The sequence below is a fragment of the Angustibacter speluncae genome (assembly GCF_054777815.1).
The window spans coordinates 32,882-57,727 of record NZ_BAAHAF010000135.1; the positions used below are offsets into that span (position 1 = coordinate 32,882).

25 protein-coding genes, 2 tRNA genes and 1 pseudogene are annotated in these 24,846 nt (G+C 74.1%); 8 read left to right on the plus strand and 20 right to left on the minus strand.

Going from position 1 to position 24,846, the window contains the following annotated elements:
* Nucleotides 1-3: 3 nt before the first annotated feature.
* Nucleotides 4-801, plus strand: coding sequence for a CofC family guanylyltransferase (gene cofC / locus ACYVKY_RS15750; RefSeq protein ID WP_460435935.1), 798 nt, complete (start codon nucleotides 4-6; stop codon nucleotides 799-801).
* Nucleotides 802-826: 25 nt separating this feature from the next.
* On the opposite strand, the gene murA is transcribed toward cofC, so the two are convergent.
* The 4 genes from murA to leuC all read right to left on the minus strand — a co-directional run bounded on the left by murA (nucleotide 827) and on the right by leuC (nucleotide 5,302).
* Nucleotides 827-2,152 (minus strand): UDP-N-acetylglucosamine 1-carboxyvinyltransferase, encoded by a 1,326-nt coding sequence (murA, locus tag ACYVKY_RS15755; protein WP_460435936.1) that lies wholly within the window; start codon nucleotides 2,150-2,152, stop codon nucleotides 827-829.
* Nucleotides 2,153-2,270: 118 nt separating this feature from the next.
* A complete protein-coding gene (locus ACYVKY_RS15760) occupies nucleotides 2,271-3,005 on the minus strand; it encodes an HU family DNA-binding protein (RefSeq protein WP_460435937.1) in 735 nt (244 codons plus the stop codon).
* A 251-nt stretch (nucleotides 3,006-3,256) separates the two neighbouring features.
* On the minus strand, nucleotides 3,257-3,853 hold the full coding sequence (leuD, locus tag ACYVKY_RS15765) for a 3-isopropylmalate dehydratase small subunit (RefSeq protein WP_460435938.1): 597 nt from the start codon (nucleotides 3,851-3,853) through the stop codon (nucleotides 3,257-3,259).
* A 21-nt stretch (nucleotides 3,854-3,874) separates the two neighbouring features.
* Nucleotides 3,875-5,302 (minus strand): 3-isopropylmalate dehydratase large subunit, encoded by a 1,428-nt coding sequence (leuC, locus tag ACYVKY_RS15770; protein WP_460435939.1) that lies wholly within the window; start codon nucleotides 5,300-5,302, stop codon nucleotides 3,875-3,877.
* A gap of 60 nt (nucleotides 5,303-5,362) precedes the next feature.
* On the opposite strand from leuC, the gene ACYVKY_RS15775 reads away from it, so the two are divergent.
* Entirely contained in the window at nucleotides 5,363-6,079 is a 717-nt protein-coding gene (locus tag ACYVKY_RS15775; protein ID WP_460435940.1) for an IclR family transcriptional regulator, read from the plus strand.
* Here ACYVKY_RS15775 and ACYVKY_RS15780 read toward each other — a convergent pair.
* On the minus strand, nucleotides 6,051-6,545 hold the full coding sequence (locus ACYVKY_RS15780) for a DUF4188 domain-containing protein (protein ID WP_460435941.1): 495 nt from the start codon (nucleotides 6,543-6,545) through the stop codon (nucleotides 6,051-6,053). The genes ACYVKY_RS15775 and ACYVKY_RS15780 overlap by 29 nt on opposite strands.
* A gap of 78 nt (nucleotides 6,546-6,623) precedes the next feature.
* Between ACYVKY_RS15780 and ACYVKY_RS15785 the strand changes: the two genes are divergently transcribed.
* Entirely contained in the window at nucleotides 6,624-7,262 is a 639-nt protein-coding gene (locus tag ACYVKY_RS15785; RefSeq protein WP_460435942.1) for a MerR family transcriptional regulator, read from the plus strand.
* 22 nt (nucleotides 7,263-7,284) lie between these two features.
* Here ACYVKY_RS15785 and ACYVKY_RS15790 read toward each other — a convergent pair.
* The 7 genes from ACYVKY_RS15790 to ACYVKY_RS15820 form a co-directional block, all read right to left on the minus strand.
* Nucleotides 7,285-7,357: transfer RNA gene (locus ACYVKY_RS15790), tRNA-Glu, on the minus strand.
* A 68-nt stretch (nucleotides 7,358-7,425) separates the two neighbouring features.
* Nucleotides 7,426-7,497: transfer RNA gene (locus ACYVKY_RS15795), tRNA-Gln, on the minus strand.
* Between the two features lie 83 nt (nucleotides 7,498-7,580).
* A complete protein-coding gene (locus ACYVKY_RS15800; protein WP_460435943.1) occupies nucleotides 7,581-8,654 on the minus strand; it encodes a CPBP family intramembrane glutamic endopeptidase in 1,074 nt (357 codons plus the stop codon).
* Nucleotides 8,651-9,595, minus strand: coding sequence for a CPBP family glutamic-type intramembrane protease (locus ACYVKY_RS15805; protein ID WP_460435944.1), 945 nt, complete (start codon nucleotides 9,593-9,595; stop codon nucleotides 8,651-8,653). Before ACYVKY_RS15805 ends, ACYVKY_RS15800 begins: the two co-directional genes overlap by 4 nt.
* A complete protein-coding gene (gene gltX, locus ACYVKY_RS15810) occupies nucleotides 9,592-11,070 on the minus strand; it encodes a glutamate--tRNA ligase (protein WP_460435945.1) in 1,479 nt (492 codons plus the stop codon). The genes ACYVKY_RS15805 and gltX overlap by 4 nt, the downstream gene beginning before the upstream one ends.
* A 24-nt stretch (nucleotides 11,071-11,094) precedes the next feature.
* On the minus strand, nucleotides 11,095-11,871 hold the full coding sequence (locus ACYVKY_RS15815) for a fumarylacetoacetate hydrolase family protein (protein ID WP_460435946.1): 777 nt from the start codon (nucleotides 11,869-11,871) through the stop codon (nucleotides 11,095-11,097).
* Nucleotides 11,872-11,880: 9 nt separating this feature from the next.
* Nucleotides 11,881-12,768 (minus strand): exodeoxyribonuclease III, encoded by an 888-nt coding sequence (locus tag ACYVKY_RS15820; protein ID WP_460435947.1) that lies wholly within the window; start codon nucleotides 12,766-12,768, stop codon nucleotides 11,881-11,883.
* 17 nt (nucleotides 12,769-12,785) lie between these two features.
* Here ACYVKY_RS15820 and ACYVKY_RS15825 point away from each other — a divergent pair, with 17 nt between their 5' ends.
* Nucleotides 12,786-13,802, plus strand: a complete 1,017-nt coding sequence (locus tag ACYVKY_RS15825) for a 3-methyladenine DNA glycosylase (RefSeq protein ID WP_460435948.1) — start codon at nucleotides 12,786-12,788, stop codon at nucleotides 13,800-13,802.
* Here ACYVKY_RS15825 and ACYVKY_RS15830 read toward each other — a convergent pair.
* The 3 genes and pseudogenes from ACYVKY_RS15830 to ACYVKY_RS15840 all read right to left on the minus strand — a co-directional run.
* Nucleotides 13,802-14,089 (minus strand): annotated as a pseudogene (locus ACYVKY_RS15830) (GNAT family N-acetyltransferase); the annotation flags it as partial. The gene ACYVKY_RS15825 and the pseudogene ACYVKY_RS15830 sit on opposite strands and share 1 nt — an antisense overlap.
* 80 nt (nucleotides 14,090-14,169) lie before the next feature.
* Nucleotides 14,170-14,712, minus strand: coding sequence for a P-loop NTPase family protein (locus ACYVKY_RS15835; RefSeq protein ID WP_460435949.1), 543 nt, complete (start codon nucleotides 14,710-14,712; stop codon nucleotides 14,170-14,172).
* 16 nt (nucleotides 14,713-14,728) lie between these two features.
* Nucleotides 14,729-15,145 (minus strand): nitroreductase/quinone reductase family protein, encoded by a 417-nt coding sequence (locus ACYVKY_RS15840; RefSeq protein ID WP_460435950.1) that lies wholly within the window; start codon nucleotides 15,143-15,145, stop codon nucleotides 14,729-14,731.
* Between the two features lie 62 nt (nucleotides 15,146-15,207).
* On the opposite strand from ACYVKY_RS15840, the gene ACYVKY_RS15845 reads away from it, so the two are divergent.
* Together ACYVKY_RS15845 and ACYVKY_RS15850 are read left to right on the plus strand one after the other, a co-directional pair.
* A complete protein-coding gene (locus ACYVKY_RS15845; RefSeq protein ID WP_460435951.1) occupies nucleotides 15,208-15,531 on the plus strand; it encodes an ArsR/SmtB family transcription factor in 324 nt (107 codons plus the stop codon).
* Nucleotides 15,528-16,445, plus strand: coding sequence for an SRPBCC domain-containing protein (locus ACYVKY_RS15850; RefSeq protein ID WP_460435952.1), 918 nt, complete (start codon nucleotides 15,528-15,530; stop codon nucleotides 16,443-16,445). Before ACYVKY_RS15845 ends, ACYVKY_RS15850 begins: the two co-directional genes overlap by 4 nt.
* On the opposite strand, the gene cimA is transcribed toward ACYVKY_RS15850, so the two are convergent.
* From cimA to serA, 4 genes are all read right to left on the minus strand, one after another.
* Nucleotides 16,432-18,033, minus strand: coding sequence for a (R)-citramalate synthase (gene cimA, locus ACYVKY_RS15855; RefSeq protein ID WP_460435953.1), 1,602 nt, complete (start codon nucleotides 18,031-18,033; stop codon nucleotides 16,432-16,434). The two genes, ACYVKY_RS15850 and cimA, sit on opposite strands and share 14 nt — an antisense overlap.
* A gap of 254 nt (nucleotides 18,034-18,287) precedes the next feature.
* Nucleotides 18,288-19,412: a branched-chain amino acid transaminase gene (locus tag ACYVKY_RS15860; protein WP_460435954.1), complete on the minus strand. Its 1,125-nt coding sequence runs from the start codon at nucleotides 19,410-19,412 to the stop codon at nucleotides 18,288-18,290.
* Between the two features lie 29 nt (nucleotides 19,413-19,441).
* The gene (locus ACYVKY_RS15865) at nucleotides 19,442-20,494 is read right to left on the minus strand and encodes a 3-isopropylmalate dehydrogenase (RefSeq protein ID WP_460435955.1); all 1,053 of its coding nucleotides are present in this window, start codon (nucleotides 20,492-20,494) and stop codon (nucleotides 19,442-19,444) included.
* A gap of 172 nt (nucleotides 20,495-20,666) precedes the next feature.
* Complete coding sequence (serA, locus tag ACYVKY_RS15870; RefSeq protein WP_460435956.1) at nucleotides 20,667-22,259, minus strand: Rossmann-fold NAD(P)-binding domain-containing protein; 1,593 nt, start codon at nucleotides 22,257-22,259, stop codon at nucleotides 20,667-20,669.
* Between the two features lie 113 nt (nucleotides 22,260-22,372).
* Here serA and ACYVKY_RS15875 point away from each other — a divergent pair, with 113 nt between their 5' ends.
* Both ACYVKY_RS15875 and ACYVKY_RS15880 read left to right on the plus strand, forming a co-directional pair.
* Nucleotides 22,373-23,644 (plus strand): SGNH/GDSL hydrolase family protein, encoded by a 1,272-nt coding sequence (locus tag ACYVKY_RS15875; protein WP_460435957.1) that lies wholly within the window; start codon nucleotides 22,373-22,375, stop codon nucleotides 23,642-23,644.
* A complete protein-coding gene (locus tag ACYVKY_RS15880; RefSeq protein ID WP_460435958.1) occupies nucleotides 23,641-24,279 on the plus strand; it encodes a TetR/AcrR family transcriptional regulator in 639 nt (212 codons plus the stop codon). Before ACYVKY_RS15875 ends, ACYVKY_RS15880 begins: the two co-directional genes overlap by 4 nt.
* Here the strand turns inward: ACYVKY_RS15880 and ACYVKY_RS15885 are convergent.
* The gene (locus tag ACYVKY_RS15885) at nucleotides 24,242-24,745 is read right to left on the minus strand and encodes a metallophosphoesterase family protein (RefSeq protein WP_460435959.1); all 504 of its coding nucleotides are present in this window, start codon (nucleotides 24,743-24,745) and stop codon (nucleotides 24,242-24,244) included. The two genes, ACYVKY_RS15880 and ACYVKY_RS15885, sit on opposite strands and share 38 nt — an antisense overlap.
* Between the last annotated feature and the right edge of the window lie 101 nt (nucleotides 24,746-24,846).

Below are 24,846 nucleotides of genomic sequence, written 5' to 3' on the forward strand. Positions count from 1 at the left end.
CCCGTGACCTGGGACGTCGTGCTGCCCGTCAAGGGCGGCTCCGCGGCGAAGTCCCGGCTCGGCGCGCCCGTCGACCTCGCGCTCGCGATGTCGCTCGACTGCGTGGAGGCGGTGCTCGGCGCGGCACCCGTCTCCCGCGCGCTGGTCGTCACCGGCGACGCCCGGGTCGCCCTCGACGCCACCGCGCTCGGCGCGCACGTGGTGCGCCAACCGCCGCCCGGCGGGCTGCGCGACGCCGTCGACCGCGGCCTGCGCGCCGCACGCCCCGGACCGGTCGCCGTCCTGCTCGCCGACCTGCCCAGCCTGCGCCCGGACGACCTCGCGACGACCCTCGACGCCGCCGCCGCGCTGCTCGCCTCCGGGGTCCCGCAGGTGGTGGTGCCCGACGCACACGGCGAGGGCACGGTGCTGCTCGCGGCGGCGTCCGCCGGGCGGGTGCGGCACTCCTTCGGCGCGGGGTCGGCGCAGCGCCACCGCGACCTGGGCGCGGTCGACCTCGACGCCCCGCCCCGGCTGCGCCGCGACGTCGACACCCGCGACGACCTGGCCCTCGCCGCCGCGCTCGGTGTCGGGTCGCGCACCGCGCGTACGCTGCGCGACATGCAGGCCACCGTGCTCCGCTACGACGCCGCGACCCGCACCGGCGAGGTCGTCACCGACGACGGCGTGCGCCTCACCATGGCGCCGGACGCGCTCGACGGCAGCGGGCTGCGCCACCTGCGTCCCGGGCAGCGGGTCTCGTGCGTCGCCGCCGGCGACGGCTCGGTCGGCGGCGTGCACCTGCGCGGCATCGAGGACTGACGCCGGACGATCCGATCAGGCCCCCTCAGGCCGTCGGCACCATCCACTCGCAGTCGGCGCCGAGCGCCTCGAGCTTGTCCGAGAACCGCTCGTAGCCGCGGTCGATGATGTCGATGCCGTGCACGTTCGACGTGCCCTCGGCGGTGAGCGCCGCGATCAGGTGGCTGAACCCGCCGCGCAGGTCGGGGACCACGACGTCGGCGCCCTTCAAGGGGGTGGGCCCGGAGATGACCGCGGAGTGGCGGAAGTTGCGCTGCCCGAACCGGCACGGCGTCGAGCCGAGGCACTCGCGGTAGAGCTGGATGTGGGCGCCCATGCCCCGCAGCGCCTCGGTGAAGCCGAACCGGTTCTCGTACACCGTCTCGTGCACGATCGACAGCCCGCGCGCCTGGGTCAGGGCGACGACGAGCGGCTGCTGCCAGTCGGTCATGAACCCGGGGTGGACGTCGGTCTCGACGGCGATGGAGCGCAGCTCGCCGCCGGGGTGGAAGAACCGGATGCCCTCGTCGTCGACCTCGAACGCGCCGCCGACCTTCCGGAAGGTGTTGAGGAACGTCATCATCGACAGCTGGTCGGCGCCGCGGACGTAGATGTCGCCGCCGGTGGCCAGCGCCGCGCTCGCCCACGACGCCGCCTCGATGCGGTCGGGCAGCGACACGTGGCGGTAGCCCTCGAGCCGCTCGACGCCCTCGATGCGCACGACGCGGTTGGGCTCGATGTTGATGATCGCGCCCATCTTCTGCAGCACGGCCACCAGGTCGACGATCTCGGGCTCGATGGCCGCGTTGCGCAGCTCGGTGATGCCCTCGGCGCGCACGGCGGTCAGCAGCACCTGCTCGGTGGCGCCGACGCTCGGGTACTCGAGCTCGAGCCTGGTGCCGCGCAGCGGCTGCGGCGCGGTGATGCGGATGCCCTGGTCGCGCTTGTCGACGACGGCGCCGAACTGGCGCAGCACGTCGAGGTGGTAGTTGATGGGCCGGTCGCCGATGCGGCAGCCGCCGAGGTCGGGGATGAACGCCTCCCCGAGGCGGTGCACCAGCGGGCCGCAGAACAGGATCGGGATGCGGCTCGAGCCGGCGTGGGCGTCGATGTCGGCCACGTGGGCGCTCTCGACGTTGCTCGGGTCGAGGTCGAGCGTGCCGTCGTCGCCGACCCCCACCCGCACCCCGTGCAGGTCGAGCAGGCCGCGGACGACCGAGACGTCGCGCACCTCGGGCACGTTGCGCAGCTGCGACGGGGTCTCGCCCAGCAGGGACGCCACCATCGCCTTGGAGACGAAGTTCTTCGCCCCGCGGACGGAGATCGAGCCCGAGAGGGGGCGTCCGCCGCGGACGGTCAGCACGTCGCTCATGTCACCAGCCTTCGTCTCCCCCGTCGTGTCGTGCAGGTCGCACCTACTGTCGCACGCACCGAGGGGCCGACCCGCACGGGTCGGCCCCTCGGTGGTCGTGCTGCGCCGCTGTCGCGGCTCAGGCCTTCTTCGCCGCGGTCTTGCGCGCCGTGGTCTTGCGGGCCGTGGTCTTCTTCGCGGCCGTCTTGGTGGCCGTCTTCTTCGCCGGCGCCGCCTTCTTCGCGGTGGTCTTCTTCGCCGTGGTCTTCTTCGCCGCGGCCTTGGCCGGGGTGGCCTTCTTCGCCGTGGTCTTCTTCGCGGCCGTGGTCTTGGTGGCCGTCGTCTTCTTCGCCGGGGTGGCCTTCTTCGTGGTCGCCCGGGTGGTGGTCTTCTTCGCGGCCGTGGTCTTCGTGGCCGTCGACTTCTTCGCCGGCGCAGCCTTCTTCGCCGTGGTCTTCTTCGCGGCCGTGGTCTTGGCGGCCGTGGTCTTCGTTGCGGCCCGCTTCGACGGCGCAGCCTTCTTGGCGGCGGCGGCCGTGGTCTTGCTGGCCGACGACACCCGGGAGGTGACGGCGGCGGCAGCAGCGGCCGGGAGGCTGCGCGGCGAGGCCACGTACCCCTTGAAGGCCGTACCGGGCTTGAACTTCGGCACCGAGGTCTTCTTGATGCGGACGGTCTCGCCGGTGCGCGGGTTGCGCCCGGTGCGAGCCGCGCGGGCGGCCCGCTCGAAGGTGCCGAAGCCGCTGATGGCGACGCGCTCACCCTTGGCGACGGCGCGGACGATGGTGTCGATCACGGCCTCGACGGCGTCACTGGCGAGCTTCCGGCTACCGAGCCGGTCCTCCAGCGCGTCGACCAGCTGTCCCTTGTTCACTGAACTTCTCCTCCAGTGCCTGAGCCTCCGGGCGGTCGCCCGGTTCGCGCACGACGGTATTCCTGCTGGGCGCGCTCGTCCACCACAACGACGCGTGTGTCTCGTTGTGTCGTGGGCGGTTTGCCGGGCTGCAGGAGGCTGGGGAGAGGCTCCGGTGGGAGGGGGCCGGGGACGGCCGGTTCAGGATGCGTGATCGAGATCTAGTGTGCCAGAACCGGTTCGAGGCTCGGGCGGTGCGTCGGACGCGGCCGTCAACGCGCCGGCAGGGTCGCCGGCAGGAAGGCCGGACGCGCCTGCTCGAACTCGGAGATCTCGTCCTCGTGCTGGAGGGTCAGACCGATGTCGTCGAGGCCCTCCATGAGCCGCCAGCGGGTGTAGTCGTCGATCTCCAGGGGCGCCACGACGGTGTCGCAGACGACCTGACGGGCCTCGAGGTCGACGGTCACCTCGGTGCCGGGGGCGTTGTCGAGGACCTTCCAGATCAGCTCGATGTCGTCCTGGGAGAGCACCCCGGCGACGAGCCCCTGCTTGCCCGCGTTGCCGCGGAAGATGTCGGCGAACCGGGACGACAGGACGGCCCGGAAGCCGTAGTCCTTCAGCGCCCAGACCGCGTGCTCGCGGGAGGACCCGGTGCCGAAGTCGGGACCGGCGACCAGCACCGAGCCGGACGCGAACGCCTCCTGGTTCAGGACGAACGAGGGGTCGGAGCGCCAGGCCGAGAACAGCCCGTCCTCGAACCCGGTGCGCGTCACCCGCTTCAGGTAGACGGCGGGGATGATCTGGTCGGTGTCGACGTTGCTGCGGCGCAGCGGGACGCCGACGCCGGTGTGGCGGACGAACGAGTCCACGGCTTCCTCCTGGGGGTGCGGTCAGGCCGGGACCGGCGCGGTGACCGGCTCAAGGTCGGACGGGGACGAGAGGGTGCCGCGCACGGCGGTGGCGGCGGCGACGACGGGGCTGACCAGGTGGGTGCGACCGCCCTTGCCCTGGCGTCCCTCGAAGTTGCGGTTCGACGTCGACGCGCTGCGCTCCCCCGGCGCGAGCTGGTCGGGGTTCATCCCGAGGCACATCGAGCAGCCCGCGTTGCGCCACTCCGCGCCGAAGTCGGTGAAGACGCGGTCGAGGCCCTCCTCCTCGGCCTGGAGCCGCACCCGCGCCGAGCCGGGGACGACCAGGACGCGGACCGCGTCGGACTTGCTGCGCCCGCGCACGACGTCGGCCGCGGCCCGCAGGTCCTCGATGCGGCCGTTCGTGCACGACCCGATGAAGACGGTGTCGACGGCGATCTGCTTGAGCGGGGTGCCCGGCGCGAGGTCCATGTACTCGAGCGCCTTCTCGGCGGCCTGGCGCTGGTCGGCGTCGGCGATCGACGCCGGGTCGGGCACCGCGGCGGTGAGGGGCAGGCCCTGGCCGGGGTTGGTGCCCCAGGTGACGAACGGCTCGAGCTGGTCCGCGTCGAGGGTGATCTCGTGGTCGAAGACCGCACCCTCGTCGGTGCGCAGCTGCGACCACCACTCTACCGCGGCGTCCCAGTCGGCGCCCTGCGGCGCGTGCGGCCGTCCCTGCAGGTACGCGAAGGTGGTGCGGTCGGGCGCGATCATCCCGGCGCGGGCGCCGGCCTCGATCGACATGTTGCACACCGTCATCCGCGCCTCCATCGACAGCCGCTCGATGGCCTCGCCCCGGTACTCCAGGACGTACCCCTGGCCGCCGCCGGTGCCGATCTGCGCGATGACGGCGAGGATCACGTCCTTGGCCGTGACGCCCTCCTTGAGGGTGCCGGTGACGTTGACCGCCATGGTGCGGAACGGCTTCAGCGGCAGCGTCTGCGTCGCCAGCACGTGCTCGACCTCGCTGGTGCCGATGCCCAGGGCGAGCGCGCCGAACGCTCCGTGCGTCGAGGTGTGCGAGTCGCCGCACACCACGGTCATCCCGGGCTGGGTCAGGCCCAGCTGCGGCCCGACGACGTGCACGATGCCCTGCTCGATGTCGCCCAGCGGGTGCAGCCGGACGCCGAACTCGGCGCAGTTGGCGCGCAGCGTCTCGATCTGCGTGCGGCTCACGGGGTCGGCGATCGGCAGGTGGATCTGCTGCGTCGGGGTGTTGTGGTCCTCGGTCGCGATCGTCAGGTCGGGACGGCGCACCCCGCGGCCGGCGAGCCGCAGCCCGTCGAAGGCCTGCGGGCTCGTCACCTCGTGCACGAGGTGGAGGTCGATGTAGAGCAGGTCGGGCTCACCGCCCTCACCCGCCCGTACCAGGTGGGCGTCCCAGACCTTCTCCGCCAGCGTGCGAGCCATGGCTCCTGCTCTCTTCCTCGGGAACTTGCGTCTCACTTGATAAGACGGCAATATCGACCTATGGACAAGAGTAGCGGAGTCGGCGTCCTGGACAAGGCCGCCGTGGTGCTGTCGGCCCTCGAGGCCGGGCCGGCCACCCTCGCGCAGCTGGTGCAGGCCACGGGCCTGGCCCGACCCACGGCCCACCGCCTCGCCGTCGCCCTCGAGCACCACCGGCTCGTCGCCCGCGACATGCAGGGCCGGTTCGTCCTGGGGCCGCGGCTGGCCGAGCTCGCCGCCGCCGCCGGCGAGGACCGGCTGCTCGCGGCGGCCGGCCCCGTCCTGGTCCAGCTGCGCGACGCGACCGGCGAGAGCGCCCAGCTGTACCGCCGCCAGGGCGGCGCCCGCATCTGCGTGGCCGCGGCCGAGCGCCCCGTCGGCCTGCGCGACTCGATCCCGGTCGGCTCGACGCTGACGATGCTCGCCGGCTCGGCCGCCCAGGTGCTGCTCGCCTGGGAGGAGCCGGACCGGCTGCACCGCGGCCTGCAGGGCGCGCGCTTCACCGCGACGATCCTGTCCGGCGTGCGCCGGCGCGGCTGGGCGCAGTCGGTCGGCGAGCGCGAGCAGGGCGTCGCGTCGGTCTCCGCCCCGGTGCGCGGCCCGTCCGGTCGCGTGGTCGCAGCCGTCTCGGTGTCCGGTCCGCTGCAGCGGCTCTCGCGCCAACCGGGACGGCTGCACGCGGCGGCCGTGACGCAGGCCGCCGGCCGGCTCACCGAGGTGCTGCGCCGCTCCGCCTGATCCGGTCCGTCGCCGTCTCCGTCCGCGCACCGACCGGTACGGAGGTGGTGGCCGCGGCCAGCCCGAGCAGCGGCATGTCGCTGTAGACCGACTCGTGGCCGCCGGCCGGCGCGACGAACGTCTCGTGCCAGATGCCGACGTCGCCCGGGTGCCTGCGCATCGCCGCGTTGAAGGCCTTCCACGCCGGCCGGTGCTCGCCGTCCGCGTCGTGCGCGTACGCGACCAGCGCGTCCAGGCTGCTCCAGTACGTCACGACCACGGGGCCCGCGCCGCCCACGAGGTTCGCCACCCCGAGCAGTCCGCGCTCGCGCTCGCGCCGCAGCTCGGCCTGCATCCGGGGCATCGAGGCCAGCACCGGGAGCCACGAGCGCACCCGCCACCACCGGTTCACCCGCATGCCGAGCAGGAACACCACGACCGGACCCTCGTGCTCGTGCGTGAACCGTCCTCGCTGCACCCGCGGCATGACGACCTCCCTGATTGGATAGTAGAACTCTCCGATATTGGAGACCTGTACTCTCCAGCGCAAGAGGAAAGGAGCGGCGTGCGCATCTCCGAGCTGTCCCGCGAGTCCGGCGTGCCCCTGGCGACGGTGAAGTTCTACCTGCGCGAGGGGCTGCTGCAGGCCGGCCGCCGCACCTCGGCGACGCAGGCCGTCTACGGACCCGAGCACGTGGCGCGGCTGCGCCTGGTGCGTGCGCTGGTCGAGACCGGGGGGCTCAGCCTGGCCCGCACCCGCGAGGTGCTCGCGGGCCTGCAGAGCCCGTCGCTGTGGGAGGCCGTCGGGCACGCGCACAGCGCGCTCGGCGACGCGCCGGACGAGGTCAGCACCTCGCGCGTCGGCGAGCTGCTCGACCGGGTCGGCTGGGACGGCGTCGACGAGCACTGCCCGGCCGCGCGCCGGCTGGCCGCGGCGCTGGCGGCGCTCGACGACGTGGGGCTGACGATGACCGACGACCACCTGCTCGCCTACGCGTCGGCGGCCCGGGCGGCGGCCGAGGTCGACGTCGCGTCGGTGCCGACGGACTCACCCACCGACGCCGTCACCACCGTGGTGCTCGGCACCGTGCTGCGCGAACCGGTGCTGCTGGCCCTGCGGCGCCTGGCGCAGCAGTCGCAGGCGGCGACCGCGTGGGGTGGCGCGGGCGAGGCACCCGGGAACGGCAGGAGCCCGGTCACCTGAGGTGACCGGGCTCCTGCGGACGTAGCCCCGACGGGATTCGAACCCGCGCTACCGCCTTGAGAGGGCGGCGTGCTAGGCCGCTACACAACGGGGCCGTGCGTTCCGGCGGACCGGACTGCGCTGGAGAACCTTAGCCGCTGCCGCGGCCGGCTGACCAATCGCGCTGGGGTACCAGGACTCGAACCTAGACTAACTGAACCAGAATCAGTCGTGCTGCCAATTACACCATACCCCACGGGGGTATGACCCGGTCTCCGGGACCAGCGTCCCGAGAGGCCGTGCCACGGCCCGTTCTCGCCCCGGAGGGCGAACGCGATGCTACCGGGTCGGTCCCGGTCCATCCAAAACGGATCCGCCGGGGGTGGACGGTGCGGCGGGCGGACCGGCGGGCGGGCCGGCGGTCGGCCAGTGCGGCCCCCAGCCGGGGGGCGCCTGGGGCGGCGGCAGCGGCGGGGGTGGCGCGCCCGGCTGCCGGGCGGGGTCGTGCACCCGCTGCGCCCGCACGAAGCGGGCGAGCACGGTGACGAGCACCCCGACGACCACCATCACCACGACGTCCAGCGCCACCATCCCCCAGGGCGCGTCCGAGACGGCGAGGCTGTCGTCGAGCGTGCCCGTGAGGATCGCCGGGACCATCACCACGAGGTTGTTCGCGGTGTGGGCGGCGATCGCGGCCTCGAGGCCGCCCGTGCGCCACACCAGGTACGACGCCAGCAGCCCGAACGCGAACCGGTCGAGGAACAGCGCGAGGTTCTGCTCGGCCCCCAGCGAGTGCATGCCGGCGAACACCGCAGCCGTGACCACGGCGGGCACCAGGACGGCGAGCAGCGCCCGGCTGAAGAACGACCCGATCGCCTGGGTGAGCCACCCGCGGCACAGGTACTCCTCGCCGGCGCACTGCAACGGGGTCGTCAGCAGCACGCACAGCAGCAGCGCGACCGCCTGGTCGTCGGCCGTGCCGGTCGGGAAGCCGTCGACGGTCCAGAGCAGCAGCGTCCCGGCCACCTGCACCAGCAGGCACACCGCCGTGACGCCGAGCATCCAGCGCCAGCGGATGCCGGGCACGACCGAGGCCACCCACCGCGGACGCCACCCGTGGCCGGCCCAGACCGCCAGCATCGCGGCGGGGACGAGCGAGGCGAGGAACAGGTTGTTGACCGTGAACAGCGCCGGCGAGGCCAGCAGCTCGGGCGAGATCTCGCCGGTCATCGACAGCAGGTCGACGTCGCCCGTGACCAGCACGACGAGCACCGCGATCGAGCTCAGCACGAACAGCACGAGGAGCAGTCCCACCATGACCGCGAGGCCGACGAACGGCCGCCACCAGCGGTGCCGGGGACCGCGCAGCAGCTGCGGGTACGGGCGCGGCTGCAGCTCGACCGCTGCCGTCACCGCACGCCCCGGGCCTGGCTCAGGTCGCTGAGGCCGCGCTGCTCCCCCTCCGGCCGACCGCGCCGGTCGGCGCCCGCCAGCCGCGCCAGCCCGACGGCCGCGGCACCGGCGGCGACGGCGACCACGACGTCGGTCCAGGACGCCGGCCGGGCGGACGCGCCGACGTCGAGGCCGTGGCGGGCGGCGTAGGGGACGAGCAGGCCGGCGGTCAGCCCGAGCGAGACGGCGAACGGGGCCTCCAGCCCGCCGGTCAGGGTCGCGACGGCGAACAGCACGAGCCCGACGAGCACGGCGCAGGCGGCACCACCGACCGAGTCGGTGCGGTGCCACCAGGCGTAGGCGGCCGCGCCGCCGAGCCCGGCGACCGCGAGGGCCACGCGCTCGTCCTCGACGAGCGAGCCGAGCGCCTGGGAGAGCCAGCCGCGGAAGACGACCTCGTCGAGGAGCGCCGTCGCCAGCGCGAGCAGCAGGCCGACGGCGACCCACACCGCCGGGGCGGCCGCGCCGCCCGACGCCGAGGCGTCGGCCGGCACCGGCCCGCTCCCGGTGGCGGCGGCCAGGCCCCACACCCCGAGGCCGGCGACGAGCGCGGCGGGCAGGGTCGTCACCGCGACCCGTCCGCGCAGCCGGGTCGCGACCGAGGCGAGCCACCCGGGGCGCACCGAGTACGCCCAGCACGCCGCGACGACGACGAGCGCGGTGAGCACCACGAGCTGCACCACGGTGTACAGCACGGGTGCCGGGCCGCCGTACGACCCGTCGTCCTGCACGCCCATCGCGAAGCCGAAGCCGCCGTAGAACCCGACCTCGAACAGGACCTGCAGGAGCGAGACCACGCCGAAGAACAGCCCGACGAGCACCAGGCTGACCGGGGCCTGCCACCAGCGCGTGCCGGGACGGCGCAGCAGCTGGGGGTAGAGCCTGCCCCGGTCGGCGCTCACCAGCGGTCCCGCAGCGCCCGCAGCCGCAGCAGCGACTCCTCGCGCCCGAGGATCTGCATGCTCTCGAACAGCGGCGGCGAGATGCGCCGCCCGGTGACCGCGACCCGCAGCGGGCCGAAGGCGAGCTTCGGCTTGATGCCGAGGCCGTCGACCACCGCCGCCCGCAGCGCCGCCTCGATCCCCTCGGACGTCCACTCCTGCAACGGCTCGAGCGCGGCCAGCGACGCGTCGAGCACGGCCGGGGCGTCGTCCTTCAACGTGGCGACCGCGTCGTCGTCGACCTCGAGGTCGCGACCGTCGACGAGCAGGAAGCCGAGCATCGGGCCGGTCTCGGCGAGGGTCACCATGCGGGTCTGCACCAGCGGGGTCGCCTCGGTGAGCGCGGCCAGCTGGGCGTCGGTGGGCTCGTCGCCGAGCAGCTCCTCGCGCTGCAGGTGCGCCACGATCCGCGCCGTCAGGTCGGCCTCGTCGAGCGAGCGGATGTACTCGCCGTTCAGCCAGTTCAGCTTGTCGACGTCGAAGACGCCGCCGGTCTCGCTGACGCGGTCCCAGCTGAACGACTCGACCATCTCGTCGAAGGAGAACTTCTCCCGCAGGTCGGGCATCGAGTACCCGGTGAGCGCGAGGAAGTTGCGCAGCGCCTCGGGCAGGTAGCCCTGCTCGACGAACCAGGTGAGGCGGGCGGCCGGGTTCTTGCGCTTGCTGATCTTCGACTTCGTCTTGTCCGCGTTGCGCAGCAACGGCATGTGCGCGAACTGCGGCACCGGGATGCCGAGCCAGCCGTACAGCAGCAGGTGCTTCGGGGTGGAGCTGATCCACTCCTCGCCGCGCACGACGTGGGTGATCGCCATCTCGTGGTCGTCGACGACGACCGCGAGGTGGTAGGTCGGGAAGCCGTCGGCCTTGAGGATCACCTGGTCGTCGGGGCGGGGGGTGCGCACCTCACCGCGGATGACGTCGGTGAACACCAGCGGGACGTCGTCCGGCACGAGCATGCGCACGACCGGCGTCTCGCTGAAACCCGGCAGAGCCGAACGCTCCTCGGCGGTCTTGCCGTGGCACAGCCGGTCGTACCCCGTGGCCTGCTTGCGCGCCTGCTGGTCGGCGCGCATCTGCGCGAGCCGCTCGGTGGTGCACCAGCACAGGTACGCGTTGCCCTGCTCGAGCAGCCGGTCGACGTAGGGGCGGTAGGTGTCGAGGCGCTCGGACTGCCGGTACGGCGCGTACGGCCCGCCCTTGTCGGGCCCCTCGTCCCAGTCGAGCCCGAGCCACCGCAGCGTGTCGTACACCTGCTGCTCGCTGTCCTCGCGGAAGCGGGCGCGGTCGGTGTCCTCGATGCGCAGGACGAACTGCCCGCCCTGCTGGCGCACGAAGGCGAGGTTGAACAGGGACATGTACGCGGTGCCGACGTGCGGGTCGCCGGTGGGCGACGGGGCGACGCGCAGGCGCACGGGTGCGGTGGGGGTCTCGGCCATGGTGGATCCAGGGTAGGGGGGCCGTCAGCGGCGGACGACCGGGTTCGAGAGCGTGCCCAGCCCCTCGATCTCGACCTCGACGCGCTGACCCGCCTGCAGCGGGCCCACGCCGGCCGGGGTGCCGGTGAGGATGACGTCGCCGGGCAGGAGCGTGAACGCCTGGCTGGCGTAGGAGACCAGGTGCGCCACGTCGAAGACCATCTGCGACGTGCGCCCGTCCTGCACCACCTCGCCGTCGAGCCGGGTGACGACGCCGACGTCGGCGTGGTCGAGGTCGGTCTCGATCCAGGGCCCGAGGGGGCACGACCCGTCGAAGCCCTTGGCGCGCGCCCACTGCCCGTCGGTCTGCTGCAGGTCGCGCAGCGTGACGTCGTTCGCGCAGGTGTACCCGAGCACGACGTCGTCGACGCGCTCGGGCGGCACGTCCTTGCACAGGCGCGAGATGACGACGGCGAGCTCGCCCTCGTAGTGCACGTCGTCGCTGAACGACGGCAGCGGGACCGGGTCGCCCGGTCCGATCACCGAGGTGTTCGGCTTGAGGAACATCAGCGGCCGCTCGGGCACGTCGTGGCCAAGCTCGGCGGCGTGGTCGGCGTAGTTGCGGCCGATGCCCACCACCTTCGACCGCGGGATCACCGGCGCCAGCAGCCGCACGTCCGCGAGCGGGACGGTTCGGCCGGTGGGGCTGACCGGCGTGTAGAGCGGGTCGCCGGCGAGCACGACGAGCCGCTCCTCCCCCGGGTCGCCCTCGACCAGGCCGTAGGTGGGTTCGTCGTCCAGGGAGAACCTCGCGATGCGCACCTCGGCAGGCTAGCCCTCGCGCAGGTCGAGGTCGGCCAGCAGGGCGGCGTGGTCCGACGGCCGCTCGCCGCCCCGCTCGGCGTGGTCGACCCAGGTGGTGACCACGCGCGCGGCCAGGACGGGGTCGGCGGCCACCACGTCGATGCGCATGCCCAGGTTCGTCGCGTACCGGTGCCCGTAGCCCCACCAGGTGAACCGCCGCGCCCGCTCGCCCCAGACGGCGACGTCGAGGTCCACCAGGCCGGCGTCGAGCACCGCGGCCCACGCCTCCCGCTCCGCCGGGGTCACGTGCGTCGCCCCGGCGAACGCGTCGGGGTGGAACACGTCGCCGTCGGTGGGCGCGACGTTGACGTCGCCGGCCAGCACCAGGCCGCCCTCGTCCCGCCAGGTGCGCACCTGCGTCGCCAGCGCCGCGAGGAAGTCGAGCTTGAAGCGCATGTGCCAGTGGTCGACCTCGCGCCCGTGCGGCACGTAGACGCTGGCGACCCGCACCGGTCGTCCGGCGTCGACCACGCACGACACGAGGCGGGGCTCGCGCGCGAGCACCTCGGCCGCAGGCGGCGGGTCCTGCGCCAGGAGCGGCAGCCGGGTCGCGACCGCGACGCCGCCGGCGGCGCCGGTCCCGTGGTGCACCAGCCTGTAGCCGAGGCGGTCGAGCAGGGCGGTGGCGGCGTCGGCGGGAGCGGCCGTGCGGGTCTCCTGCAGGCAGACCACGTCGGGCTCGGCCCGCACGAGCAGCCGCTCCAGGGCCGGCAGCCGCACCCGCAGCGAGTTGACGTTCCAGGTCGCGAACCGGACCGCACCGGGAGCCGGACCCGTGGGCGTCATCGCCGCGCGCGCCGCCAGCGCCGCCTCGCGGCGGGCGAGGCGGGCGCGCCGCTGCTCGGCCGTCGCCACCCGCCTACCCTCGTCGGGTGGTCGAGGTGCTGCACGCCGGGACGTGGACGCAGTGCGCCCGCGACCACGAGGCCGCGGTCGACGCTCGGCTGGCGGCGCACCTCGACCGGCGTCGGCGCGCCGAGAAGCACCCGGTCGAGGACTTCCTGTTCACGTACTACCGGCTCCGACCGGCGGCGCTGCGGCGCTGGCACCCCGGCGCGGGCACCTCGCTGGCGACCGACGGCGCCGACCCGGTCGAGGTGCGCGAGCGCGCCGGGTGGCGCTGGTACGAGGTCGTCGACGGCGCCCTGGGCCTCGACGTCGGCACCTACCTCGCCGACCGCGAGGGCGTGGTGCGGTTCGTGCGCGACCTGCTGACGGCGACCGCCGCCCGGCCCGCCCAGCTGGGCTGCTTCGGCCTGCACGAGTGGGCGATGGTCTACCGCCTCCCGGCAGGGGCCCAGCGGCACGAGGACCACCCGCTGCGACTCGGGTCGGCGGGTACCGACGCCGTCGTCGAGCAGAACCGGCTGCGCTGCAGCCACTTCGACGCCTACCGCTTCTTCACGCCCGAGGCCGTGCCCCTGAACCCGTTGCAGCCCAGTCGCTCCCGGGTGCTCGAGCTCGAGCAGCCGGGGTGCCTGCACGCCACGATGGACCTGTACAAGTGGGCCGGCCAGCTCGGCCCGGCCGTGCCGTCGTCGCTGCTGCTGGCGTGCTTCGACCTCGCCCGCGACGTGCGGGTGCTCGACATGGAGGCCTCGCCGTACGACCTGGCCGACCTCGGGTACGAGCCGGTCAGGATCGAGACGCCGGACGGCAAGGCCGAGTACGCACGCCGGCAGAAGGTCCTGGCCGAGCGCGCGGCGCCGCTGCGGGTGGCCCTGGTGGAGGTCTGCGACGCGGTGCTGGCTCAGGCCGGCGACAGCGGACGGCGCATCGCGACCCGGGCCGAGCGGTCGAGCCCTCTGGCCGCCTCGGCCTCGCGCACCGCCCGCAGCCCGGGGGCCAGCGCGGCGCCGTCGACGACCTCGAACCCCAGCCGCTCGTAGTACGGCCGGTTCCAGGGCACGCCGTCGAAGGTCGTGAGGGTCTGCGCAGCCAGTCCGCGACCTCGTCCCCACGCAGCCGCGTGGTCGACGAGATCTCGCCCCAGCCCGTGCCCCGCGTGGTCGGGGTGCACGCTGACCTGCTCGACGTGCACCGCGTCGTCGACGACGTCGGCCACCAGGTAGCCCGCCACCGCACCACGGTGCTCGACGACCCACGCCCGTCCGGCTTGCACGGACGCGAGCAGCTCGTGCTCACCGGGCGGCGGGTCGTCCGCGACCCAGTCCATCCCGACCTCGCGGAAGGCGCGTCCGGCGGCGGTCTCGACCTCCTGCAGCCGGCGCACGTCCTCGGCGCGGGCGGGCCTGATCACGCCGCCTGCTCGAGCCAGCGCCGCACCTCGCGGGGCGAGCGCAGCCGCACCCAGCGCACGCCGTCCGCGCCGTCGCGGTGCCGCTCCCACAGCGGCGCGTTGCGCCGGCGCACGACGCCGTGGCGGGTCCACGTCCAGAGCAGGATGTTCTCGAGCGGGTCGCGCCGCAGCAGGTTGCGCCAGCTCTCCCGGTTGCCGTTCCACAGCTCGCGCCGCAGCAGCACCCGTCCCGCGGTGCGACGCGCCACCCGCGCCATCACCGTGCGACGGGGCAGGTCGAGCCACACCACGGTGTCGACCGCCGCCAGGGCGTCCTGCGCGCGCGAGGTGTAGCTCCCGTCGACCACCCAGCCGTCCGGGGCCCGCGCGACGAACTGCTCGAGCCCGGCCGCCCACTGCTCGTCCGACGCCTGCTGCCAGCCCGGGCGGTGCTGCACCGAGTCGAGCTCGAGGTGCGGGACGCCCAGGCGGGAGGCGAGCTCCCGGGCCAGGGTGGTCTTGCCCGACCCGCTGATCCCGAGCACCCGCACGCGCCGCACCCGGCGAGGGTAGCCGTCAGCGGCGGGTCAGCCGCACCACCGGGATCACGCGCGTCGTCCGCGTCTCGTAGTCGGCGAAACCCGGTGCCTCGGAGACGATCCGGCGCCACGCCACGTCGCGCTCGTCCGGCTCGAGCTCCGCGGCCTGCACCTCGACGGTCCCGTCGTCGGGCGTCTCGACCGACGTGCGCGGGTGCGCGAGCAGGTTGCGGTACCAGGCGGGGTGGTCGGGCGCCCCGGCCTTGGACGCGACCACGAGCCAGCCGTCGTCGGTGGGGAAGCCCATCACGGGCGAGACCCGTTCGGTGCCGGTGCGGGCCCCCACGTGGTGCAGCAGCACGAGGCTGCGCCCGAACTGCGGCACCTCGCCGCCGTTGGCGCGGAAGGTGTCGATGACGGTCTGGTTCCAGTCGGCCACGTCGATCCCAACCACCGCCGCGTCCCCGCCCATTCCACGATTGACAGGTGACCAGATGGTCACCTAACGTCCGTGCCGTGACCGACGTGTTCCGCGCGCTCGCCGACCCGACCCGCCGGGCGGTGCTCGACAGCCTCGCCGAGCGCGACGGGCAGACCCTGGCCGAGCTGTGCGAGCACTTCCCGGGCATGACCCGGTTCGGCGTCAGCAAGCACCTCGGGGTGCTGGAGGCGGCCGACCTGGTGGTCCCGGTGCGGGAGGGCCGCAGCAAGCGGCACTTCCTCAACCCCGTCCCGATCGAGCAGATCGCGGGTCGCTGGGTCAGCCGCTACGCCGGCCGCTTCGCCGCGGCGCTCGTCGACCTCGAGCAGACCGCCACCCGACGCGAGGAGCACCAGTGACCATCACGACGCACGTCTACCAGGTGCACGTCGCCGCGTCGCCGGAGCAGGTCTGGCAGGCGCTCACCGACTCGGACTGGACGAGGCGCTGGCTGCACGGCACCTCGTTCCTCGAGCCGCCCGCACCCGGTGCGGCCTACCGCACGGTGACGCGCGACGGCCGCGACGCGGTCGAGGGCACGATCGAGGAGATGACCCCGCCGGCCGACGGGCGCCCCGGCCGGCTGGTCCAGACCTGGCACGTGCTCGACGACGTCGAGCTCGCGGCCGAGCCACCCGGCCGGGTGGAGTGGACGGTCGAGGCCGTCGGCGAGGGACTCACCCGCGTGCGGCTCGTGCACGGCGACCTCGCCTTCAGCCCCCGCACCTGGGAGTCGGTGCGCGACGGCTGGGTGTGGGTGCTCGACGCCCTGAAGACCGTCCTGGAGACGGGGCGCGAGCTGCCTCCTCGCACCGACCGGACGCCGACGCCGGTCCCGACGTCGGCCGACTTCCACCGCCGGATGGCGGTGGAGGCCAACAACAGCGTCTGGGACCTCGTCGACCGCGACCGCACGCCGGACGACGACGAGGACCTGCTGCGCCGCGCGTACGCCGCGGCGTACCACTGGGCACGGGCCGCCGGGGCCGCACCGGCCAACGAGGCGCGGGCCGCGTACATGGTCGCCAAGGCGCTGCTGCTCACCGGGCAGCCGGAGGCGTCGCTGCGCTCGGCCGACCGGTGCCTCGCCACCTGCGAGCAGCACGGGCTGGTCGACTTCGACCTCGCCTACGCGCACGAGGCGCGGGCCAGGGCGCTGTCCGCGCTGGGCCGCCACGACGACGCGCGGACTGCGTGGGACGCGGCCCGGTCGGTCCCGGTGGCAGACCCCGAGGACCGGGCCGTGCTCGAACGCGACTTCAGCGCGGCGTGACGCCCGCCCGCAGCAGGCCGTAGGTGAGGCCGTCGACGAGGGCCTCCCACGACGCCTCCAGGATGTTCGGCGCCACGCCGACGGTCTCCCAGGACGACTCCTTGTCGGCGGTCTCGATGAGCACGCGGGTCACCGCGTCGGTGCCGTGCGCGGCGTCGAGGATGCGCACGCGGAAGTCGATGAGCTGCATGGTGGCGAGCTCGGGGTAGGCCGGCAGCAGGGCCTGGCGCAGGGCGTGGTCGAGCGCGTTCACCGGGCCGTTGCCCTCGCCGGTGGCGACCGTGCGGGTGCCGGCAGCGACGAGCTTCACGGTGGCCTCGGACACCGCGCCGTCCGGACGCGAGTCGGTGATGACGCGCCAGCTCTCGGCATCGAAGAAGGCCGGGCGGCGGCCGTCGACCTCCTCGCGCAGCAGCAGCTCGAACGAGGCGTCGGCGGCGTCGAACGTGTACCCGTCCTGCTCCATCTGCTTCACCCGCGCGACGAGCCGCGCGACGACCTCGGGGTGCTCGGACAGGTCGTAGCCGAGCTCGCGGCCCTTGAGCTCGACCGACGCGCGACCTGCCATGTCGGAGACCAGGAGCCGCATGTCGTTGCCCACCTGCACCGGGTCGGTGTGCTGGTAGAGGTCGGGGTCGACCTTGATGGCGCTGGCGTGCAGGCCCGCCTTGTGCGCGAAGGCGCTCGCGCCGACGTACGGCTGGCGCGAGTACGCGGGCACGTTCGTGACCTCGCTGACGGCGTGCGCGACGCGCGTGCCCTCCCGCAGCTTCCCCTCGGGCAGGACGGCACGCCCGCGCTTCAGCTCGAGGTTGGCGACGACGGTGAGCAGGTCGGCGTTGCCCGTCCGCTCGCCGTAGCCGTTGAGCGTGCCCTGCACGTGCAGGGCGCCGGCGTCGACCGCGGCGAGCGAGTTGGCGACGGCGCACCCGGTGTCGTTGTGGCAGTGGATGCCGAGCCTCGAGCCGGACGACCCCGCGACCTCGACCCCGGTGCGCTGCAGCACCGCGTGGACGACGTCGGCGACCTGGTCGGGCAGCATCCCGCCGTTGGTGTCGCACAGCGCCAGCACCTCGGCGCCGGCCTGCGCCGCTGTGACCAGCACCTCGATCGCGTAGTCGGGGTCGTCGCGGTAGCCGTCGAAGAAGTGCTCGGCGTCGAGGAACACCCGGCGCCCCTCCCCCGCGAGGAACCCGACCGTGTCGGACACCATCGCCAGGTTCTCCTCGGGCGTCGTGCGCAGCGCGAGCTCGACGTGGCGGGAGTGCGACTTCGCGACCAGGGTGACGACCGGCGTCTGCGCGTCGAGCAGCGCGCGCACGAGCGGGTCGTCGGCGGCGCGGGTGCCCGCGCGGCGCGTGGCGCCGAACGCCGCCAGCTGCGCGTGCTCGAGCCGCAGCTCGGTGGCGGCCCGGCGGAAGAAGGCGGTGTCCTTCGGGTTCGCGCCGGGCCAGCCACCCTCGATGAAGCCCACGCCCAGGGAGTCCAGCGACGCGGCGATGGCCAGCTTGTCCGCCACCGAGAGGTTCAGCCCCTCCTGCTGCGCGCCGTCGCGCAGGGTGGTGTCGTAGACGTGGAGGTCGCTCATCGGCCTGCCTTCGTGTCGTCGCCGGTTGCCGGTCGTGGCTGGGTCGTGCTGCCCGTCCTGGTACTCCGTCGAGAGGATCGCCCCCGACGCAAAAAGACCCCCCGCGGGCACGGGAGGTCTGCGCGGCTCCGGGGTGGTGCCCCGGCGGCCGCGCTCAGGTAATGAGGAGCGAGGTACGCATCGGGACCATCGTGCCGACCGCTCGGTGGGACGTCCAGCCTCCGGACCAGACGTCCCACCATGCGGTCAGCGGCTCACGCGAGGCGGTGCAGCCACCCGTGGGTGTCGTCGGCCCGGCCGTACTGCACGTCGAGCAGGGTCTGCCGGATCCGGGTGGTGACCTCACCGGTGCCGCCGCCGCCGACCACGTGCTCGGTACCGGGCTCGACCAGCCGACCGACAGGGGTGACGACAGCCGCTGTGCCGCAGGCGAACACCTCGGTCAGGCGACCCGAGGCCACGCCGTCGCGCCACTCCTGGACGTCGATGCGCCGCTCGGTGACCTCGTGGCCCTGCTCGCGCAGCAGCGCGATGATCGAGTCGCGCGTGACGCCCTCGAGGATCGTGCCGGACAGCTCGGGGGTGACCACCGACCCGTCGTCGTGCACGAAGAACAGGTTCATGCCGCCCAGCTCCTCGACCCAGCGGCTCTCGACGGCGTCGAGGAAGACCACCTGCTCGCAGCCGGCGCGCGCGGCCTCGGCCTGCGCGTTCAGGGAGGCGGCGTAGTTGCCACCGCACTTGGCGGCCCCGGTACCGCCCGGCGCGGCGCGGGTGGAGTGCTGCGCCAGCCAGATCGACACCGGCTGCACGCCCCCCGGGAAGTACGAGCCGGCGGGCGAGGCGATCACCATGTACGTGACCTCCGCCGCCGGGCGGACGCCGAGGAACGCCTCGGACGCGAACATGAACGGCCGCAGGTACAGGCTCGACTCGCCGCCGGTCGGCACCCACTCGACGTCGGTCTGCACCAGCGCCTCGAGCGAGCCGAGGAACACGTCGGCAGGCAGCTCGGGCAGCGCGAGCCGGGCGGCCGAGCGCGCGAACCGCGCGGCGTTCACCTCGGGGCGGAAGGTCCAGACCGACCCGTCGGCGTGCCGGTAGGCCTTCATGCCCTCGAAGATCTCCTGCGCGTAGTGCAGGACCGCGGCCGAGGGGTCCATCGCGATCGGGCCGTAGGCCTCGACCCGACGGTCGTGCCAGCCGCCCTCGGCCGTCCACGTCGCCCTGGCGAGGTGGTCGGTGAAGTACTTCCCGAAGCCGGGCGCGGCGAGGACCTCCGCGCGGCGCGCGGGGTCGGCGGGGTCGTCGCGCCGGACGACCTCGAAGCCGCCCGGGGCGGCGTCGGTGCTGGTGGGGGCGTCGGTCGTCGTGCTCATGGGCTCACCGTACCTGCGTGACGTGGACGTCAGGCGAGCCGCGCGAGCAGCCGGTCACCGACCTCGCGCGTGCTCGGACGCCCGGTCGACCCTGCGCGCTCGGCGAGGTCGTCGGACACCGCCTGCTCGACCCGGGCGGCCGCGGCCGGGTGGCCGAGGTGCTCGAGCAGCAGGGCGACGGACAGCACGGTGGCCGTGGGGTCGGCCACCCCCTGGCCGGCGATGTCGGGCGCCGACCCGTGGACGGGCTCGAACATCGAGGGCGTGGTGCGCTCCGGGTTGACGTTGCCGGAGGCCGCCAGGCCGATGCCGCCGGTGACGGCAGCGGCCAGGTCGGTGACGATGTCGCCGAACAGGTTGTCGGTGACGATCACGTCGAAGCGGGACGGGTCGGTGACCAGGAAGATGGTCGCCGCGTCCACGTGCAGGTAGTCGGTGGTCACGTCGGGGAACTCGGCCCCGACCGCCTCGACCGTGCGCCGCCACAGGTGGCCGGCGTGGGTCAGCACGTTGTGCTTGTGCACCAGGGTCAGCTTCCGGCGCGGGCGCCGCTGCGCCCGGGCGAACGCGTCGCGCACGACCCGCTCGACGCCGAACGCGGTGTTGACGCTGACCTCGGTCGCGATCTCGTGCGGGGTGCCGACCCGCAGCGCGCCGCCGTTGCCGGTGTAGGGACCCTCTGTGCCCTCGCGGACGACGACGAAGTCGATCTCCCCGGGGTCGGCCAGCGGCCCGCGCACCCCCGGGAAGAGACGCGACGGGCGCAGGTTCACGTACTGGTCGAGCTCGAACCGCAGCCGCAGCAGGAGCCCGCGCTCGAGCACGCCGCTCGGGACCCCCGGGTCGCCGATCGCGCCGAGCAGGATCGCGTCGTGGCCGCGGACCTCGTCGAGCACGCTGTCGGGCAGGCACTCCCCCGTGGCGTGCCAGCGACGCGCACCCAGGTCGTACTCGGTGGTGTCGACCTGCACGCCCTCGGCGCCGGCGACCTGCTCGAGGACGCGCAGGCCCTCGGCGACCACCTCGGGGCCGATGCCGTCGCCCGCGACGACGGCCAGGCGCAGGCTCTGGTCGGTGCTCACTCGCCGTGCAGCTCCATCGACTCCTGGAGCGCCTGCGAGAACGTGACGTGCTCGCTGGTCTCGTCGGTCGTGTCGGGCACGGTGATCACCTCGGTCGCAGTGGTGGAGCGGACCCGTCGAGATTACGTCGGACGTCCAACCATCGGTACGGCGATCTCGCAGAGCGAGACGGTCAGTCCGTGAGGTCGACGACGTGCACGGCGTCGGCGTCGACGGCATCCCGCAGCGCGGAGGCGATCTCGTGCGGCACCGGCCCGTCGACGGCGAGCACGCTGACCGCCTGGCCGCCGGCGCTCGCGCGTCCGACCTGCATGGCGGCGATGTTCACGTCGGCCTCGCCGAGGATCGAGCCGAGCGCGCCGATCACCCCCGGCCGGTCGCGGTAGCGCAGCACCACCAGGTGGTCGTCGAAGGTGATCTCGAGCGGGTACCCGTCGACGCCCACCAGCTTGCGCACCTGCTGCGGGCCCGTGAGCGTGCCCTCGACCTGCACCCGCGAGCCGTCCTCGAGCACGGCGGCGAGGGCGACCACGTTGCGGAACCGCGGGCTGTCGGGCTCGGTCACCAGGTGCGCCTCGATGCCCCGGGCCTGCGCGAGCACCGGCGCGTTCACGACCGTGACGGGTTCGGCGACCTGGTCGGTGAGCACCCCGGTCAGGGCCGCGAGCCGCAGCACCGAGACGTCCTCCTCGGTGATCTCGCCGCTCACCTGCACGTCGAGCCGGGTGAGCGCGGCACCGCTGAGGGCCGTCAGCAGCCGGCCCAGCCGGTGGGTCAGCGCGATGCCGGGGCGCACCACCTCGGCGACCGAGCCGCCGGCGACGTTGACGGCGTCCGGGACGAGGTCGCCGTCGAGCGCCTGGCGCACCGAGCGCGCGACGGCGACCCCCGCCTTCTCCTGCGCCTCGTGCGTCGACGCGCCGAGGTGCGGGGTCGCCACGACCGTGTCGAAGCCGAACAGCGGTGAGTCCGTGCAGGGTTCGGTCGCGAAGACGTCGAGACCGGCGGCGCCGACACGTCCGTCCGCGAGCGCCGACGCGAGGGCCTGCTCGTCGACGATCCCACCGCGGGCGGCGTTCACGACGATCACCCCGCGCCGGACCCGGCGCAGCGCGTCGTCGCCGATCAGGCCCACGGTCTCGGCGGTGCGCGGCAGGTGCACGGTCAGCACGTCGGCAACGGCGAGCAGCTCGTCGAGCCCGACGAGCCGGACGCCGAGCTGGGCCGCGCGGGACGCCGAGACGTACGGGTCGTAGGCGACGACGTCCATCTCGAACGCCTGCAGCCGCTGCGCCACCAGCATCCCGATGCGGCCGAGACCGACGACGCCGAGCGTCTTGCCGGCCAGCTCGACGCCCGTGAAGCGCGAGCGGTCCCAGCGCCCTGCGCGCAGCGAGGCGCTGGCGGCGGCGACGTGGCGGGCCGCCGCGAGGACGAGCCCCACGGCGTGCTCGGCGGCCGAGGTGGTGTTCGAGGTGGGCGCGTTCACGACCATCACGCCGGCCGCGGTCGCGGCGGGGACGTCGACGTTGTCGAGCCCGACGCCGGCGCGGGCGACCACCCGCAGCCGCGGGGCGGCGGCGAGCACCTCGGCGTCGACCCGGGTGGCCGAGCGCACCAGCAGCGCGGACGCCTGCGCGACCTCGCGCAGCAGCGCCGGCCGGTCGGTGCCGTCGACGGTGCGGACGTGGACGCCGGGCCCGAGGGCCTCGATCGTGGCCGGGGAGAGCTCCTCGGCGATCAGGACGACGGGCTGCTCGGTCACGGCGGCGAGCCTAGTGCGGATGCGCAGGGTCTTGACCGATGTCCGATTCGGGCGAATGATGCGGTTCCACCGAACGCGAACACTCTGTCGCGTTTCCGACCTGGGGGTCCGTCGTGCGACCGAAGCCGTCCCGTCTCCTCGCCGTGGCGGCGCTCGCCGCGGCCGTGCTCGTCGTCCCGGTCGGCCAGGCCCCGCCGGCGCAGGCGTCGGCCCTGCCGACCACCGCGGTCGCGATGGGCGACAGCTTCATCAGCGGCGAGGGCGCCGGCGCCTACCAGCCCGTGATCGACGAGGCCGGTGCGGCGCAGGGCTTCCCGGGGTGGTCGGCCCCGAACAGCAACCCGTTCTTCTGCCACCGCAGCGCCAAAGCCTCGATCGCCGTCGCCGACCTGCCCGGCATCGAGCAGCGGGTGAACCTCGCCTGCTCCGGCGCGCAGCCCGCCGACCTGGCGAGCCCGTCGTCGGCGCGCGCGAACGGCCGCACCGTCGCCGCGCAGCTCGACCAGCTGCGCGCCGTCGCGCAGACCGGCGACGTCGACCTCGTGCTGCTCGGGATCGGTTCGAACAACACGCAGTTCACGTTCGGCAACGTCGCCGCCGAGTGCGCGGGGCGCTTCGTCGGCGACGGCTACACCGGGTGGTGGGAGGTGTGGATCGACCTGATCAACTGGATCAGCGGCACCGAGCTGAACGAGGAGCCCTGCACCGACGCCGATCTCGCCACGGCAGCGCAGTTCTCGGCCGCCCAGGCCGAGACCGCCGCCTCGGTGCGGCAGGTGCTCGACGTGCTCGCCGCGGTCGACGCCGACGGGCAGCACCGGGTCGTGCTGCAGGACTACACCAACCCGCTGCCCGAGGTCTTCGCGCCCGAGTACCTCACCGAGGACGGCCGCGACGACGAGCGCGACAAGTACCGCGCCCTCGTCGACGAGCGGTACGCAGCGGGCTGCCCGGCAGACGTCGCGACCCTCGCTCCGGCGCACCGGTTCTCGTCGAGCCTCGGCGCGATGGTCGGCGGCGTGGCGGCGACGGTGCAGGCGGAGCGCCCGGGTGCCGACGTCACGTACCTGAACGTGCAGCACGCCTTCGACGGCGCGCGGCTGTGCGAGGCGTACGGCAGCCCGGCGAACGCGCTGGCCACCCCGCTGCGCGTCATGGACGGGCCGAGCGGCGTGCCGGTCGAGAGCTTCGGGCCCTACGACAAGCTCGACATCAAGCGGGTCACCGACACCTGCAAGAGCTACTACCAGACCTGCCAGGAATCGTGGCACCCCAGCGCGGCCGGCCACCAGGTGCTCGGGCAGTGCCTGACCCAGGCGTGGACGCGCGGGGGCGCGGCGCTGACCTGCACGCGCGCCGCCGACGGCTCGATCGGCGTCGGGTGAGGGGCCTCCCCCAGCAGGACCGCTCGCGCGGGACGGTCGAGCGTCTCCTCGCCGCTGCGGACGCCGAGATCGGCGAGGTGGGGCTGGCCGCCGCCAGCACGCGGTCGATCGCCGCCCGTGCCGGCGTGTCCGTCGGCGCGCTCTACCGCTTCTTCGCCGACAAGGACGCGGTCGCCGACGCCCTCGCCCGCCAGTACCTCGAGCACGTCGGCCCGCCCTTCGAGCAGGCGCTGGCCGGCGTCGACGGCGCGGCGTCGGCGGTCGTGGCGGTGCGGCGGGTGGTCGAGGCGGCAGCCGTGCTCCAGCTGGAGCACCCGGGCTACTACCGGCTCACCGAGGAGCGCTCCCCCGACCGGCTCGACTCCCCCGCCCACGCCGTGCGCGAGGCCCTGGTCGACCGGTTCGTGGTTGCGCTGCGAGGGGCCGGCGCCGACGTGCCGGACGCGCGGCTGCGCCCGGGCGTCGAGCTGGTCGTCGAGACGGTGCGTCACGGGCTGGTGCGCGCACCGGTGGAGGCCGCTGCGCGGGCTGCGGTCGTCGAGGAGCTGGGGCACCTCGTCGCGGGCTACGTCGAGGGACGACTGCTCGGTGACGCGGTCACCGCTGCGGCAGGCGGTGCAGCTCGGGGCCGCTGAGGCGTCCGTCCTCGACCTCGAGCGTCATGTAGGTGCAGTGCGGCTGCCGCCGCCGGTCGGTCGGCGAGCCGGGGTTGAGCAGCCGCAGCCCGCCCGGGGCCGTGGTGTCCCACGGGATGTGGCTGTGCCCGAACACCAGCACGTCGACGTCGGGATAGGCCTGCTCGCACCGGGCCTCGCGCCCGGCCTTCTGGCCCGTCTCGTGCACCACGGCGAACCGCAGCCCGCCGAGCTCGGCCCGTGCCACCTCGGGCAGCCGCGCGCGCAGACCCGGTCCGTCGTTGTTGCCCCAGCACGCGACCAGCCGCCTCGCGCGGGCCTCGAGCGCGTCCAGCGCCGCCTCGTCGACCCAGTCGCCGGCGTGGACGACGACGTCGGCCGCGTCCACGGCGTCCCACACCTGCGCCGGCAGGTCCTTCGCCCGCTTCGGCAGGTGCGTGTCGGCGAGCAGCAGCACGGACGTCACGGCACCCGAGCCTGCCAGTCCCATCTCCGCGCCGCCTGCCGTCCGCCGCCTCGACGCCGCGAGTGGTGGGTTCGCACGGGCTGAAGCAACCGTTCGCGGCG

Coding starts and splice junctions, on each gene's coding strand:
- murA (WP_460435936.1), bottom strand. CDS start 2,152: ATGAGCGACGTGCTGACCGTCCGCGGCGGACGCCCCCTCTCGGGCTCG.
- leuC (WP_460435939.1), bottom strand. CDS start 5,302: ATGGCTCGCACGCTGGCGGAGAAGGTCTGGGACGCCCACCTGGTACGG.
- ACYVKY_RS15775 (WP_460435940.1), top strand. CDS start 5,363: ATGGACAAGAGTAGCGGAGTCGGCGTCCTGGACAAGGCCGCCGTGGTG.
- ACYVKY_RS15780 (WP_460435941.1), bottom strand. CDS start 6,545: ATGCCGCGGGTGCAGCGAGGACGGTTCACGCACGAGCACGAGGGTCCG.
- gltX (WP_460435945.1), bottom strand. CDS start 11,070: ATGGCCGAGACCCCCACCGCACCCGTGCGCCTGCGCGTCGCCCCGTCG.
- cimA (WP_460435953.1), bottom strand. CDS start 18,033: ATGAGCGACCTCCACGTCTACGACACCACCCTGCGCGACGGCGCGCAG.
- ACYVKY_RS15860 (WP_460435954.1), bottom strand. CDS start 19,412: ATGAGCACGACGACCGACGCCCCCACCAGCACCGACGCCGCCCCGGGC.